Here is a 14,486-nt window from a genome sequence, read left to right as displayed (position 1 = left end):
CCCTATAATGATAACAGTTATCATTGGAATTTCAGTTAATTGAGGATTTTAGCTATGGCTGTAACCAAGCTGGTTCTGGTAAGACACGGCGAAAGTGAGTGGAACAAAGAGAACCGTTTTACCGGTTGGCATGACGTCGAACTTTCTGACAAGGGCCGCACCGAAGCAAAAGCGGCGGGTCAGTTGCTGAAAGACGAAGGTTTCCATTTCGACTTCGCTTACACTTCTGTGCTGAAACGTGCCATCCATACGCTGTGGAGCGTTTTAGACGAACTGGATCAGCCTTGGCTGCCAGTTGAGAAATCCTGGAAACTGAACGAACGTCACTACGGCGCGTTGCAGGGTCTGGATAAAGCAGAAACCGCCAAGAAATACGGTGACGAGCAAGTGAAACAATGGCGTCGTGGCTTTGCCGTGACACCACCTGAACTGGAAAAAACCGATGAGCGCTTCCCTGGACACGATCCGCGTTATGCGAAACTGCGTCCTGAAGAGCTGCCAACGACTGAAAGTCTGGCACTGACCATCGAACGCGTTATCCCTTACTGGACTGACGTTATCAAACCACGCATTGAAAGTGGCGAGCGCGTGATCGTTGCTGCACACGGTAACTCCCTGCGTGCATTGGTTAAATACCTGGATAATCTGGGTGAAGACGAAATTCTCGAATTGAACATCCCTACCGGTGTGCCGTTAGTTTACGAATTCGACGAAAACTTCAAACCGATTAAACATTACTATCTGGGCAATGCCGACGAAATCGCAGCGAAAGCAGCGGCAGTGGCAAACCAAGGTAAAGCTAAGTAATTTCGCCGTATCTGAGTGATATTACCAGTACCGAAAAGGGATAGCGCAAGCTGTCCTTTTTTTATGTTTTTCAGTATAAAATCGACAGATAAACGCCTGGACAGGAATGAGTCATGTCACGTGCTGAAACAAAACCAGAACAAACGTCTCAGCCAACCGATAGTCCAGGCCGCGGTACCGGAATATCTCCCATGGCGCTGCTGGTGGCCGGGGCTTTCTTTATGGAGTTTCTGGATGGCACCGTCATTGCCACGGCGCTGCCGGCTATGGCGCGCTCTTTTGGCGTGTCGGCGGTGGATTTAAACATTTGTATCAGCGCCTATCTGATGACACTCGCAGTACTGATACCCGCCAGTGGCTGGATCGCCGAACGTTTCGGAGCCCGCAACGTCTTCAGTGCTGCCCTGCTTATCTTCACACTCTCCTCGTTATTTTGCGGACTGGCGCACAACGTCACTGAATTTGTCGCGATGCGGATTATTCAGGGTATTGGAGGTGCCATGATGGTGCCCGTTGGCCGGCTGGCCGTTTTGCGCAGTACGCCTAAAGATCAATTGATCAAAGCGATAGCAACATTGACATGGCCAGCACTGGTTGCCCCCATCCTCGGCCCACCAGTAGGCGGCTTCATCACCACTTATGCCAGTTGGCACTGGATATTTTTTATCAATGTTCCCCTTGGCGCGCTGGCGATCATTTTGGCCTGGCGGCTGATCCCCTACCACACTCCCACGGCAAAACAGCCCTTCGATATCAAAGGCTTTATCATGATGGGTGTCTCGATGCTCTGTTTAGTGATCGGGCTGGAAATGTGCAGTCAGCAGACGGTAAATCTGACCTATGCGCTAACCCTTCTGAGCACGGGCGGCGTCACACTATGGATGGCGGTCAGGCATCTACGTGATGCGACTTCCCCAATGATCAGGCTAGATTCACTCAAGGTGAACAGTTTCCGTGTCACCATGCGAGGTGGGTTTATTTTTCGCACCACCATTAGTGCTGCGCCCTTCATGTTGCCACTGATGTTTCAGGTGGGATTCGGATTGGATGCCTTTCATTCGGGTATTTTGGTGCTGGCGGTGTTCGCCGGAAATCTGATGATGAAACCGGCAACCACGCCGCTGATTCGCTATTTTGGTTTTAAAAAATTACTGATCGGTAACGGTCTGCTCAGCGCACTGTCTTTGCTGGTGTGCGCCTTTCTCACACCTTCCAGCCCGGAAGTGCTAACCATCGTGATGCTGTTCTGGGGTGGGTTGTGTCGTTCAATGCAGTTCACTGGGATAAGCACGCTGGCATTTGCCGAGGTGCCAGATGCCGAAATGAGCTCAGCGAATACGCTTTTCAGCACCTCGTTACAGCTGGCTGCAGGCCTTGGCGTGACTCTCGGCGCATTGAGTATCCGGGCGGGAGAATTAATCGCGACACATGCCGGGTTAACGTCAGTGCCGGGTATTGCCTTCAAACTGGGGTTTGCGATTATTGCACTGGTCACCGCGCTAGCGGTGATCGATATTGCTCGTTTAGCCCCCGACGCAGGTGATGCCGTATCACGGCAAGCTAAAAAGTGAAAAAGCCCCGGTATAAGCGGGGCTTCAAAAGTGGGGACGGGTTAACCGCGACGCGCTTTTACCGCAGCCGCCAGCTCACGCAGCAAGATTTCGGTATCATCCCAACCGATGCAGGCATCGGTCACGCTCTGGCCGTAAGTCAAGGGTTCGCCACTGTCGAGGTTTTGATTCCCTTCGACCAAGTGGCTTTCAACCATCACACCCATAATGGCCTGCTCTCCGTTCGCCAGTTGACTGCAAACGTCGGTGCAGACTTCCATCTGTTTTTTGAACTGTTTGCTACTGTTCGCATGGCTGAAGTCGATCATGATTTGCGCAGACAAACCGCCTTTTTTCAGACCTTCTTTCACTTCTTTCACATCTTCAGCGCTATAGTTCGGCTTTTTGCCGCCGCGCAGAATGATATGACAGTCGTTGTTACCGCTGGTGCTAACAATCGCTGAGTGACCCCACTTGGTGACGGACAAGAAGCAGTGCGGTGCGCCAGCAGCATTAATGGCATCGATGGCCACTTTGATGGTGCCATCAGTGCCGTTTTTGAATCCCACCGGGCAGGAGAGGCCCGACGCCAGTTCTCGGTGAACCTGAGATTCTGTAGTACGTGCACCGATAGCTCCCCAACTCATCAGATCGGCTAAATATTGCGGAGTGATCATATCGAGGAATTCACCGGCTGCTGGCAAACCCGAGTCATTAATATCCAGCAATAATTTGCGTGCAATACGCAGGCCATCATTAATCTGATAACTGTTATTCATTTGCGGGTCGTTAATCAAGCCTTTCCAGCCCACGGTGGTTCGCGGTTTTTCAAAATACACGCGCATCACAATTTCCAGTTCACCTTGCAACTCTTGGCGCATAGACATCAAAAGGGCAGCGTACTCTTTCGCGGCTTTGGGATCGTTAATCGAGCATGGCCCAATGACAACGAGTAAACGGTCATCGTTTCCTTTCAGTATCTTATGGATGGCATTGCGCGCCTGAGATACTGTTTTTGCTGCTTTATCGGTCGCTGGGAATTTCTCTAACAGCGCTACCGGAGGCAAAAGTTCCTGAATTTCTTTGATGCGTAAATCGTCGTTTTGATAATTCATAACTGTTCCATAAGATCTTTCAAAATGAAGGCGGTACGAAATGCCGAATGAGTCCAATCTAGCCGCATTGTACGCGGGTGTAAATGCACTATAAAACAGAGAAGCCTTTGCGAATAGTCTCAATCATGTTGCAGTCGCCTAATCATTAGCTACGCTTTAGATATAGCGTTTATAAAGCAATACCAAGACGATAGATCATAACCATAAAATGGAGAGACAAGGTATGAATAAGCTTGCAATGATGATTCTTGCCACATCAATGGCGTTAGGTAGTGGTGCAGTTTTTGCAGCAGGTACCGATGCAGGTTCCAACAATGGCGCGGCTAACCAATCAGACAGTCCAGGGTCGATTCAAAAAATCGCACCTAAGAGTGTTGATAATAGCAAAATTAATAACACGGATAAGCCCGTGAATGAAGTACATACAAAAGCGCACAAGACCACGAATGAAGCACATAAAAGTGGGAATAAGAAAGTCACAGACCATAAGAAAACCATGTGTAAGGATGGCCGCTGTCCTGATCAAGTTCCGGGTAACAAACAATCTAAAGCCACTGGCAACTGATTTAATTCGATCAACAGCGACGCGATGAGTCAATCTGTAAATGGGAGCTTAGGCTCCTATTTTTATGAGCGTCTGCCAGCGAAGCACTTCAGTTATGCTGAAAGTCCTTTTATCTCTTAGCGCTAAATATCCTGATCCCTATTCTCTCTCTGTTACTGACCGACGATCCTCCTTTAGTGCAGATGGTGTGGAGGCCAGCGTTACCGAGATAGGGACAGCAATGGCAACTGAACAGTGTTACTGATGGTGTGCAAGCCATGCATTGTCTGGCAGCGTACACCTTCGAATTGGTGATTCTGGACATTGCCCAGCCGCAAGTCGATAGTTTACAGTTGATGAAGCGAATGTTGCGCCACTCCCCTACGCTGAATAGTTGATCTACACAGCACAGGAAGATGACGTGCACGCACGCCTGGCGCAAAAGCATGGAGCCAACGGCTTGGCCAGTAAGGACAGCCCATGAGCAAATTAATCACCGCCGTTGACGCTCTCAATCAGGGAGAACATTTCTTTCCTGAATGACTAGTCCATCCGGTTTTACCTAGATAAGGAAAGGTATGTCAGTAACGTCATTTTTACCTCAGGATAAAAACAGTCGCCGTCTACTGCTGGCATTTCTGATCACTGTAGTCTTTATGGTCGTAGAGGTGATCGGTGGCCTGATCTCCGGCTCACTGGCACTGCTGGCCGATGCCGGTCATATGCTGACTGACGCCGCCGCTCTGCTCATTGCGTTGCTGGCGGTTCATTTCGCCAAGCGTAAACCCAGCGCCAGCCATACCTTTGGTTATCTACGGTTGACCACCATGGCAGCTTTCGTCAACGCGGCGGCGCTGCTGGTGATCGTAATTTTGATTGTTTGGGAAGCCATCACTCGTTTCATTAACCCGCAGCCCGTGATGGGCGGAACCATGCTAGTCATTGGTATCGCCGGACTGTTCGCTAATTTGGTGTCTTTCTGGTTACTCCATCAGGGCGAAGAGAAAGCCAATATCAACGTGCGGGCTGCTGCATTACACGTAATGGGTGATTTGCTGGGTTCAATCGGTGCCGTCGCGGCTGCACTTATTATCATGAAAACTGGCTGGATGCCTATTGACCCGATTTTGTCGGTGCTGGTGTCGTGTCTGGTGCTCAACAATGCGTGGCGCTTAATGAAAGAGAGTTTTCATGAGTTGCTCGAAGGTACACCGCAAGAAGTGGATATTGAGAAACTACGCAAAGATCTGTCGGTCGCTATCCCCGAAATCCGCAGTATTCACCATGTTCACGTATGGCAGATTGGCGAACAGCGCTTGATGACATTACATGCACAGGTTGTCCCACCGCACGACCACGATGCGCTGTTAGGCCGGATACAGAAGTATCTGCTTGATAAATACCGTATCGGCCATGCCACTATTCAGATGGAATATGGCGAGTGCAGCACGCCGGATTGTCTGATTAATGAAAACAGTGCCACAGAAACCGGACACGATCACCACGGACACAGCCACGCACATCATCATTAGTCTACCTGGCCGTCAAACGTGCAGCGCCCCCATGAAGGAGGCGCTGCGATGTTGCTATTCCACAATGCGCTAAACACGCTGAAGGGGCTTAGAGCCGTTCTCAGCCGCACTTTTGATCCATAGCCAGGAACCGTTCAGCGCAATTAGCGTCAGCAATACATATTCCAGAGCCATGGCATATACGCCCTGATAAGCAAAAATCGCCACGCTGATCACATCAATAACCACCCATATCAGCCAGTTCTCCACGTATTTTCGGGTCATCAACAACATCGCGACAATAGACAGCACCATCATGGATGAGTCCCAGAATGGGAAGGCATCCGGCTGCAACGCGGGCATCTGCACATCCAACCCCATCGCCTGCATAAGATTCACGGCAATCTGGCTTAATGTCCCAAAAACGCGGTCAATATTAAAGGTCATAAAGAGAATGCCGACGATGCAGACCAAGCTCCACACCAGTGCCTTTCCACGCGATAGCCAGCGGATTTGCAACTCGGCCTGCTTATCGGCCGTTTGACGGCTCCAGGCATACCAGCCGTAAATATTGGCGGCGAAGAAGAAAATTTGCAGTAGCAGGCTGGCATAGAGCTGGATCTGAAAGAAAATCACTGCGAACAGGGTGACGTTAATCAGGCCAAACGGGTAGTTGATGATCTTCTCTTTACTGGCATACCAAATGCACAACAGCCCAAACAGAGTCCCTATCGCCTCAATCCACGAGAGATCATAACCGCCTTTACCCAGCGGGATATGGACTAAGATGTTACTAGTACTGAAAAAATCCATAACGCTTCCCTTCTTTTGCACCATTAAGACAGGAGCAGAGCCCCCTCAGTTTTACGCATTACCCTGCACGCGCAGTTTAAGCCCTGTGGCAAAATCCAGCATCCGGTTCAACGGGATCAGTGATTTGACCCGCAGCCCTTCATCTACTTCTATCGCATGCTGAGCACCGCCAAGTTCCAGGCCTTCTGCAATGGCTTTAAGGCCGTTCATGGCCATCCACGGGCAGTGCGCACAGGTGCGACAACTCGCACCTTCGCCAGCAGTTGGCGCTTCGAACAGCTCTTTATCGGGCACAGCCTGCTGCATTTTGTAAAAAATACCGCGATCGGTGGCCACAATAAGTGTGTTATTAGGCAGAGTTTTCGCCGCCTGAATCAACTGACTGGTTGACCCTACGGCATCAGCCATATCGACAATCGCCTGCGGTGACTCTGGGTGCACTAACACGGCGGCATCCGGATACAGCGCTTTCATTCTTTCCAACGCTTGTGTTTTGAACTCATCATGCACGATACATGCGCCTTGCCAGCAAAGTATATCTGCACCAGTCTGTTTGCGTACGTAATTACCTAAATGGCGATCCGGTGCCCAAATGATTTTCTGGCCCAGGCTGTCGAGATATTCAATAAGTTCCACTGCAATACTCGAGGTGACCACCCAGTCGGCGCGTGCTTTCACCGCAGCGGAGGTATTAGCGTAGACCACAACCGTGCGATCAGGATGGCTGTCGCAAAAATCTACGAACGCTTGTTCCGGGCATCCCAGATCTAATGAGCACTCGGCATTGAGCGTCGGCATAAGCACGGTTTTTTCCGGGCTGAGGATCTTCGCTGTCTCCCCCATAAAACGTACCCCAGCAACCAGCAACGTTGAAGCAGAATGCTGACTTCCGAAACGCGCCATCTCCAGCGAATCAGCCACGCAGCCGCCGGTCTCTTCTGCCAGCGCCTGAATTTCCGGATCGGTATAATAATGCGCCACCATCACCGCGTTGCGCTGTTTAAGCAGGGTTTTAATTTTAGCTTTATAGAAAGCTTTTTCGTCCTGGCTTAACGGGACCGGCTTTGGAGGAAAAGGATACACTGCTGCATTCAGGTCTAAAGTCTCGCTCATCACTCATCATCTCTAGTGGCCGGAGGCTCAGCCCGGACTCAGGAAGCAATAACGGAATAAATTCGCCCGTTTGTTTTGTATGCTAAACAAAATACCGCAGATAAGTGGAAAAGTCGCAGGAATTTTACTCTTTAATCAGAAAGTGTTTAAGGGACTTAAAAAATAATGAAGGGAATGACTTTTATTAGGCTGGAAACTAAAAAAACGCCTCAAGGCGTTTTAATTGACTTCTTTAAGTAAGAAGTATTGGTTCATGCTGGATTGATTCGGCCTTTGGCCTTATCTTGCGGACAACGCGTTCACATTGTCATCTTGCTTCGCTCAGCTCGAACCCACGTCTCATTGATTAAAAATCAACGGTACTACCCACTGAACTAACGACCCGCGCTGTATCACGGTAGTACAGACGGTTAATGAGTCTTAGCAACTAAGAAGTGGTGGGCCGTGCTGGATTCGAACCAGCGACCAATTGATTAAAAGTCAACTGCTCTACCAACTGAGCTAACGGCCCACGGTCTACTTCTTAATATTTCTTATTTTGCGATGTGCTCTACCTGAAATGGTGGGCCGTGCTGGATTCGAACCAGCGACCAATTGATTAAAAGTCAACTGCTCTACCAACTGAGCTAACGGCCCGCACAAAGCTAAATATCTCACTGCTTTAACGCCTTACAGTTGCCTAGGCAACGGCGGCATATATTACTTATATAACTTTTCAGTGCAACGTTTAATTGATGAAAAAGGCCTGACTGCTTGTTCTTCACGCACTCAAGCCCAGAAAACAGACGAAATCGGTGTTTTCCGGGCCTGAATAGCAAATTACTGTGAAGCTAAGCGTTTTTGAGCTTGTTTAGCCGCATCGGTATTGGGGTACTGTTTTATGACCTGCGAATAGACGGCTTTGGCTTTATCAACCTGCCCTTTCTCTTGCATGATCACCCCAACCTTATACATCGCGTCCGAACTTTTTGGCGACTTGGGGAAGTTTTTGACTACAACCGCGTAAAAATAGGCGGCATCGTCTTTCTTACCTTTGTTGTAATACAACTGCCCTAACCAGTAGTTGGCGTTAGGTTGGTAAGTCGATTTTGGATATTGCTTGATAAATGCCTGGAAGGCAGAAATAGCTTGATCGTACTGTTTCTTTTCCAGAGCCAGTGAAACCGCCGCATTGTAGTCACTGTTTTCATCACCCGTGCTCGCAGGAGCCTTAGCAGGCGCTGTAGTGGATGAATCAGTAGCCGCGCCAGCAGAAGCTCCGGCAGCAGTGCCTGATGCAGCAGCATTCGCATTATCCGCTGAATTCTGGCTGCTTAAGCTGTCCATCTGCTGATAGATTTGCTTTTGACGATCGACAATCTGACTTAACTGATATTGGTTTTCCTGAATCTGACCTCGAAGAGAGTCAATATCGCGTTGGGAATCAGAGAGTTGTTGCTGAAATTGAGTTAATAGTTGGCTATGAGCGTTAGAAATACGCTCCAGAGAGGTGACCCGATCTTCAATCGAGCCTGAGCCGACATTACTGATTGGCGCTTGGGCAGTAGCGGCCCATGGGACCGCTACGCCAATCAATAACGACAGACCCACCAGGTGAGTTCTGAAGTTATTGCTCATGCGACTCTCTTAGTATACCAGTACAGCACGACGGTTTTTAGCGTAAGCCGCTTCGTCATGGCCCAGTACAGCTGGTTTTTCTTTACCGTAAGAAACGATAGAGATTTGGTCAGCAGAAACGCCTTTGCCTTGCAGATACATTTTAACTGCAGTAGCACGACGCTCACCCAGAGCGATGTTGTATTCTGGAGTACCACGTTCATCCGCATGACCTTCAACAGTCACTTTGTATGAAGGGTTGCTACGCAGGAATGCAGCATGCGCGTCCAGCATTTGAGCGAAGTCAGAAGCGATATCGTATTTATCTAAACCGAAGTAAACGATATTGTTCTTTTGCAGTTCTTGCATCTGCAGACGTGCTTGCTCTTCAGAAGACATGTTGCCGCTTTCTGCACCAGTGCCAGCGCCAGCGCCCATACCAGATTGGCCATTGTCTGCGCTTTTGTGAGAACTACACGCGGCGATTGCCAGTACAGGCACAGCCAGCAGCAGTCCTTTAAGCACTTTGTTCAGTTGCATCTCGTTGATCCTTTTATAATTTGCCATACATAGCTATATATGCATCACAGGTACGGCGACCAGGCAGGGAATTTTACCTGTCCATCAGTCGCCGGAAGACGCGCTTTGAAACGCCCATCAGTCGAGACCAACTGCAACACGGAACCCAGCCCTTGAGAGGAACTGTAAATAACCATGGTGCCATTCGGTGCGATACTAGGCGTCTCATCCAGGAACGTGTCCGTTAATACTTGAACGGCTCCCGTTACCAGATCTTGTTTGGCGATGTGCTGGGAACCACCATTAGTGCTTACCATTACCAAGAATTTACCATCTGTGCTTATGTCAGAGTCCTGATTCTGAGAACCTTCCCAGGTCAGTCGCTGAGGCGCACCGCCATTAATACTCACTTTATACAATTGTGGACGACCACCCTGATCAGATGTGAAAGCCAGATTTTGGCTATCCGGGAACCAGGTAGGTTCAGTGTTGTTGCTCCGTCCATCGGTAACCTGGCTGATTTGACCCGAGCCCAGATTCATAACATAGATGTTCAGACTTCCGCCTTTAGACAGGGCGAAGGCCAGTTTGCTACCGTCTGGTGAGAATGCTGGCGCACCGTTATGACGCGGAAACGAAGCTATTTGCTTGATCGCGCCATTAGCCAGAGTCTGCACAACCAGCGCAGAACGACCGCTTTCGAAAGTCACATACGCCAGTTTGCTGCCATCCGGTGACCATGCAGGAGACATCAGTGGTTCCGGTGAACGGTGAACAACGAATTGGTTATAACCATCGTAGTCGGCAACGCGCAGCTCATACGGGAATTTACCTCCGTTAGTCTGCACTATATAAGCAATACGGGTGCGGAACGCGCCTTTGATATTAGTGAGCTTCTGAAACACCTCGTCGCTGGCGGTATGGGCAGAATAACGTAACCATTGCTTGGTAATTTGATACTGATTTTGCGCCAGAATGGTACCAGGGGCGGCTGCGGTATCAACTAACTGGTAAGAAACCAAATATTTTCCATCTGCACTCGGCTGAATCTGACCGACCACGACCGCATCAATACCTAATGCTGCCCAGGCCGCAGGCGTCACTTCTGATGCACTTGACGGTTGCTGAGGCATACGGGATGTATCGATCGGATTAAATTTGCCGCTGTTACGTAAATCAGCCGCTACTATAGCGCCAATATCTTCAGGTGGAGCACCTGGACCAGCCCATTTAAAAGGTACAACACCAATTGGGCGAGCAGAATCCACCCCTTGGGTAATCTCAATGCGAACTTCTGCATGTAACACAGACGCCCACAGGATCAAAAGACCGAACGCTACTCGAAATGCATGCTTCATTGTATCTCCCTTATCTGGACGATCTGCCCACGATAATTTTGCAGAACTTTAACAAACCAGCGCACACAAAACTAGAATTTCAACCCACATACCATAGTAAAATTCTGAAAACACAGTATTTTCAACAATTACTATGGCTTGAAGTCTAATGGCGCATTTTTAAAGACATCGTAAACAGCTTCTGAAGGTGGTTTAGGGAACTTCGCCTGCCTTGCTGCAGCGAGCGCCGCTTGGCAAAGCGCAGGATCGCCACCTTCCGCCTTCACATCAATCAGTAAACCATCAGGCGCCATCTTAACGCGCAATGTGCAAGTTCTGCCCGAATAGGATTGTGCATCATAGAACTTGCTCTCAATCGCCGCCTTAATTTGGCTACCGTAGTTAGCAATATCTGCACCGGATGCACCCGCTTTCTTCTGAGTACCCTTCCCTGCCGGAGCGCTTGCTCCACCAGCAGATCCACCTTTCGGGGCATTTTTAGAATCTGCCAGACCCCCGAAGAGATCGTCGACTGATTCAGATTGCTTGGCTGCAGCTGCCGCTGCCGCTTTCTTATCAGCGGCGGCTTTTTTGGCAGCCGCGGCAGCTTCAGCTTTCTTAGCAGCCGCAGCGTCAGCCTTAGCTTGCGCGGCGGCCTCTTTTGCGTCAGCAGCAGCTTGCTTCTTGGCCTCGGCTTCGGCCTGTTTTTTAGCATCTGCTTCAGCTTGCTTCTTGGCCGCGGCTGCCGCAGCGGCGGCTTCGGATTCTGCTTGTTTCTTCGCTTCGGTCGCGGCTTTTTTCTGAGCATCAGCGGCTGTTTTTGCTGCCTTATCTGCTTCTGCTTTCGCCTTGGCAGCCGCTTCAGTCTGCGCTTTGGCTGCTTCAGCTTTGGCTTTCGCCGCCGCATCCTCAGCTAGCTTCTGTTGTTCCTGCGCCTGCTTTTGCTGTTCGGCGGCTTGTTTTTGTTGCTTCGCCTCTTCCTGAGCCTGTTTGGCATCATCTTGCGCCTGCAGACGTTCTTTCTCTAATTCTTTTAGTCGTTGCTGCTCCGCTGCCTGCTTCTGCTGAAGTTCTTCAGCCTGCTGTTCCGATTTTTTCTGACGGGATTGTGCGGCACGTTGAGCATCAGCCGATTGCTGCTGCTGCCGATTGTACTGATCAACCACCGCACTAGGATCTACCATCACAGCAGAGATATCACTCCCGCCGCCACCACCACTCATGCTGGTGTCTTCGGACAGCGATCCCCAGATCAACAGGGCTATTATGATGACATGCAGAACGACCGAAACAATAACGGCGCGTTTGAGCTTAGCGTTTTGTTCAGTTGCAGTTGCCTTTACCAAAATAGATTTCCCAACACAGGATTGCCAAAAACCCGGATTTCTTCAGCGCCAGTCATCACCATACAGACCACTGTTTTATCAGACCAAGAAAAGCCGGGTTTACAATAAGTGTTACAAATGCCTATCGTCAGATAGGCTGTGTCATCAGACCGACAGATTTAACACCTGCCTGATGCAGCATATTCAGTGCCTTGATGATCTCATCATACGGCACATCTTTTGCACCGCCGATCAAGAACACCGTCTTCGGATTCGCTTTGATACGGTTGGCAGCCTCAGCCACAACCTGCTGTTCCGGTAACTGCTCCATACGCTGATGATCCACCACAATGGTGTACTGACCCACGCCGGAAACTTCAACAATGACCGGTGGATTATCATCACTGGATACTGTTTTTGAGTCTGTCGCATCCGGCAGATCAACTTCCACACTTTGCGTAATGATCGGGGCTGTTGCCATAAAAATCAGCAGCAGAACCAGCAGCACGTCAAGCAGCGGAACGATGTTGATCTCCGACTTACCTTCGCGACGGTTACGACGACCTCGAACTCGAGCCATGCCATCCCCCTTTAGTTACTGCTGCTTTCGCGAGAGAAAGCCTGACGGTGTAGGATAGCCGTGAATTCTTCCATGAAGTTATCGTAATTTTGTTCGACTTTATTCACTCGCTGGTTCAGACGGTTATAGGCCATAACCGCAGGAATCGCGGCGAAAAGACCAATCGCAGTAGCAATCAATGCCTCAGCGATACCGGGCGCAACCATCTGTAAGGTGGCCTGTTTTACAGAACCTAAACCAATGAAGGCGTGCATGATCCCCCAGACCGTACCAAACAGACCGATGTACGGACTAATGGAACCGACGGTGCCAAGGAATGGAATGTGCATTTCAAGAGATTCCATCTCACGGTTGAAAGAGATACGCATTGCACGAGAAGAACCTTCAATAACCGACTCGGGTGCATGGCTGTTTGCACGGTGCAAACGGGCGAACTCTTTGAAACCTGAATGGAAAATCTGTTCGGCGCCAGTGAGACTCTCACGACGTCCCTGGCTTTCCTGATAGAGACGAGAAAGCTCAATACCGGACCAGAATTTATCTTCAAAAGCTTCTGCCTCACGGGTAGCGGCATTCAATACTTTCGTTCGCTGAATGATGATCGCCCAAGACGCGACAGAAAAGCACACCAGAATAAGCATTATCAACTTAACCAGGATGCTGGCCTTTAAAAACAAATCAAGCATGTTCATGTCAGTCACTGCTTAAACTCCGCGACAATAGACTTAGGAAGCGCTTTTGGCTTCATTTGGTTTGGATCGATACATGCAATCAACACCTCTGCAGAACAGAGGAGATTGCCACTCGCATCAAGAATTCGTTGTACAAAACTAAGAGAAGCCCCCCGAATAGACGTTATCTCACTTTGAACATCAAGCAAGTCATCGAGACGAGCAGGAGCCAAGAATTCGACCGTCAAGCGGCGGACAGCAAAAGCGACGCGTTCATCCAGTAACTGCTGCTGGTGAAAATTGCGTTGGCGCAACATCTCTGTGCGGGCCCTTTCAAAAAAGGCGACATATCGGGCGTGGTAGACCACCCCTCCCGCGTCGGTGTCTTCGTAGTAGACACGAACCGGCCATCGGAACAACGAATTACTCACTCTACATCCCGTAATGCAATTTGACGGGCCTACTATACGCAAGAGATTTATGGTTGGGAATGGGTTGTAGGGCGAGAATGCAAATAATTATGGGCCTGAATGGCCCATAGGAAAAGTCGTGTAAATATCTATCATTATTAGATAAAAAACTATCCAAAAAAGTAAATAAGTCCCGCCAGCAGGATAATCATCGCCGGAAGCGGAGAAAAGAACCCTTTCCATACAGGCCCGTGGGGGCGGAATCCAAAACCGTGAACCAATCCGGCACAGACGGCCCAAATCAGAATGATTCCATGCCAGACTTCCAGCTTGCTGGTTGATGAAGAAAATTGAGCTGGTTGCCAAAACACACAGCCTGCCAGCACGAGTGCCATGCAGAGAGAAAGGGCCCTCAAGGGGCCCTTGTCAGTGATGGCGTACAGTTTATCAGCGAGCAAACTCATTATTGCCTATCTTTCGCTGCCGCAGCTTTATTCTCTTCGCTGTGCTCATAAGCCAGGGCTGTAATAATCCCGAACGAACAAGCGAGCAGCGTTCCGAGGATCCAGGCAAAATACCACATGGTGTTATCTCC

The 14,486-nt window shown here is 49.6% G+C and carries 16 protein-coding genes and 2 tRNA genes; 4 read left to right on the top strand and 14 right to left on the bottom strand.

Features of this window, described 5'->3' with window-relative positions; genetic code table 11:
• Nucleotides 1–54: 54 nt before the first annotated feature.
• Nucleotides 55–807: a 2,3-diphosphoglycerate-dependent phosphoglycerate mutase gene (gene gpmA, locus IEV89_RS01405; protein ID WP_188469677.1), complete on the top strand. Its 753-nt coding sequence runs from the start codon at nt 55–57 to the stop codon at nt 805–807.
• Between the two features lie 113 nt (nt 808–920).
• Nucleotides 921–2,378, top strand: coding sequence for an MFS transporter (locus IEV89_RS01400; protein ID WP_188469675.1), 1,458 nt, complete (start codon nt 921–923; stop codon nt 2,376–2,378).
• 41 nt (nt 2,379–2,419) lie between these two features.
• Here IEV89_RS01400 and aroG read toward each other — a convergent pair whose 3' ends face one another.
• Entirely contained in the window at nt 2,420–3,472 is a 1,053-nt protein-coding gene (gene aroG / locus IEV89_RS01395; RefSeq protein ID WP_188469673.1) for a 3-deoxy-7-phosphoheptulonate synthase AroG, read from the bottom strand.
• A gap of 223 nt (nt 3,473–3,695) precedes the next feature.
• Between aroG and IEV89_RS01390 the strand changes: the two genes are divergently transcribed.
• Together IEV89_RS01390 and zitB are read left to right on the top strand one after the other, a co-directional pair.
• The gene (locus IEV89_RS01390) at nt 3,696–4,037 is read left to right on the top strand and encodes a protein YbgS (RefSeq protein ID WP_188469671.1); all 342 of its coding nucleotides are present in this window, start codon (nt 3,696–3,698) and stop codon (nt 4,035–4,037) included.
• A gap of 557 nt (nt 4,038–4,594) precedes the next feature.
• A complete protein-coding gene (gene zitB / locus IEV89_RS01385; RefSeq protein ID WP_188469669.1) occupies nt 4,595–5,548 on the top strand; it encodes a CDF family zinc transporter ZitB in 954 nt (317 codons plus the stop codon).
• A gap of 69 nt (nt 5,549–5,617) precedes the next feature.
• Here zitB and pnuC read toward each other — a convergent pair whose 3' ends face one another.
• The 13 genes from pnuC to cydX all read right to left on the bottom strand — a co-directional run bounded on the left by pnuC (nt 5,618) and on the right by cydX (nt 14,474).
• Nucleotides 5,618–6,340: a nicotinamide riboside transporter PnuC gene (pnuC, locus tag IEV89_RS01380; RefSeq protein WP_188469667.1), complete on the bottom strand. Its 723-nt coding sequence runs from the start codon at nt 6,338–6,340 to the stop codon at nt 5,618–5,620.
• Between the two features lie 51 nt (nt 6,341–6,391).
• Nucleotides 6,392–7,453: a quinolinate synthase NadA gene (gene nadA, locus IEV89_RS01375; RefSeq protein ID WP_188469665.1), complete on the bottom strand. Its 1,062-nt coding sequence runs from the start codon at nt 7,451–7,453 to the stop codon at nt 6,392–6,394.
• A gap of 435 nt (nt 7,454–7,888) precedes the next feature.
• Nucleotides 7,889–7,964: transfer RNA gene (locus IEV89_RS01370), tRNA-Lys, on the bottom strand.
• 49 nt (nt 7,965–8,013) lie between these two features.
• Nucleotides 8,014–8,089: transfer RNA gene (locus tag IEV89_RS01365), tRNA-Lys, on the bottom strand.
• A 183-nt stretch (nt 8,090–8,272) separates the two neighbouring features.
• Complete coding sequence (gene cpoB / locus IEV89_RS01360) at nt 8,273–9,070, bottom strand: cell division protein CpoB (RefSeq protein WP_188469663.1); 798 nt, start codon at nt 9,068–9,070, stop codon at nt 8,273–8,275.
• Nucleotides 9,071–9,079: 9 nt separating this feature from the next.
• A complete protein-coding gene (pal, locus tag IEV89_RS01355; RefSeq protein WP_140470458.1) occupies nt 9,080–9,589 on the bottom strand; it encodes a peptidoglycan-associated lipoprotein Pal in 510 nt (169 codons plus the stop codon).
• 44 nt (nt 9,590–9,633) lie between these two features.
• Nucleotides 9,634–10,926, bottom strand: a complete 1,293-nt coding sequence (tolB, locus tag IEV89_RS01350) for a Tol-Pal system beta propeller repeat protein TolB (protein WP_188469661.1) — start codon at nt 10,924–10,926, stop codon at nt 9,634–9,636.
• Between the two features lie 131 nt (nt 10,927–11,057).
• Entirely contained in the window at nt 11,058–12,251 is a 1,194-nt protein-coding gene (tolA, locus tag IEV89_RS01345; RefSeq protein WP_188469659.1) for a cell envelope integrity protein TolA, read from the bottom strand.
• A gap of 127 nt (nt 12,252–12,378) precedes the next feature.
• Entirely contained in the window at nt 12,379–12,810 is a 432-nt protein-coding gene (tolR, locus tag IEV89_RS01340; RefSeq protein WP_140470461.1) for a colicin uptake protein TolR, read from the bottom strand.
• 11 nt (nt 12,811–12,821) lie between these two features.
• On the bottom strand, nt 12,822–13,511 hold the full coding sequence (tolQ, locus tag IEV89_RS01335) for a Tol-Pal system protein TolQ (protein WP_188469651.1): 690 nt from the start codon (nt 13,509–13,511) through the stop codon (nt 12,822–12,824).
• Nucleotides 13,508–13,912: a tol-pal system-associated acyl-CoA thioesterase gene (gene ybgC, locus IEV89_RS01330; protein WP_188469649.1), complete on the bottom strand. Its 405-nt coding sequence runs from the start codon at nt 13,910–13,912 to the stop codon at nt 13,508–13,510. Before ybgC ends, tolQ begins: the two co-directional genes overlap by 4 nt.
• Before the next feature lie 149 nt (nt 13,913–14,061).
• Complete coding sequence (ybgE, locus tag IEV89_RS01325; RefSeq protein ID WP_188469647.1) at nt 14,062–14,355, bottom strand: cyd operon protein YbgE; 294 nt, start codon at nt 14,353–14,355, stop codon at nt 14,062–14,064.
• Nucleotides 14,355–14,474, bottom strand: coding sequence for a cytochrome bd-I oxidase subunit CydX (gene cydX / locus IEV89_RS01320; RefSeq protein ID WP_188469645.1), 120 nt, complete (start codon nt 14,472–14,474; stop codon nt 14,355–14,357). Before cydX ends, ybgE begins: the two co-directional genes overlap by 1 nt.
• Between the last annotated feature and the right edge of the window lie 12 nt (nt 14,475–14,486).

The organism is Hafnia psychrotolerans (genome assembly GCF_014639435.1).
Classification (GTDB): Bacteria; Pseudomonadota; Gammaproteobacteria; order Enterobacterales; family Enterobacteriaceae; genus Ewingella; species Ewingella psychrotolerans.
The sequence above is the reverse complement of the archived record's forward strand: the minus strand, read 5'-3'. Positions and strand labels throughout refer to the sequence as shown.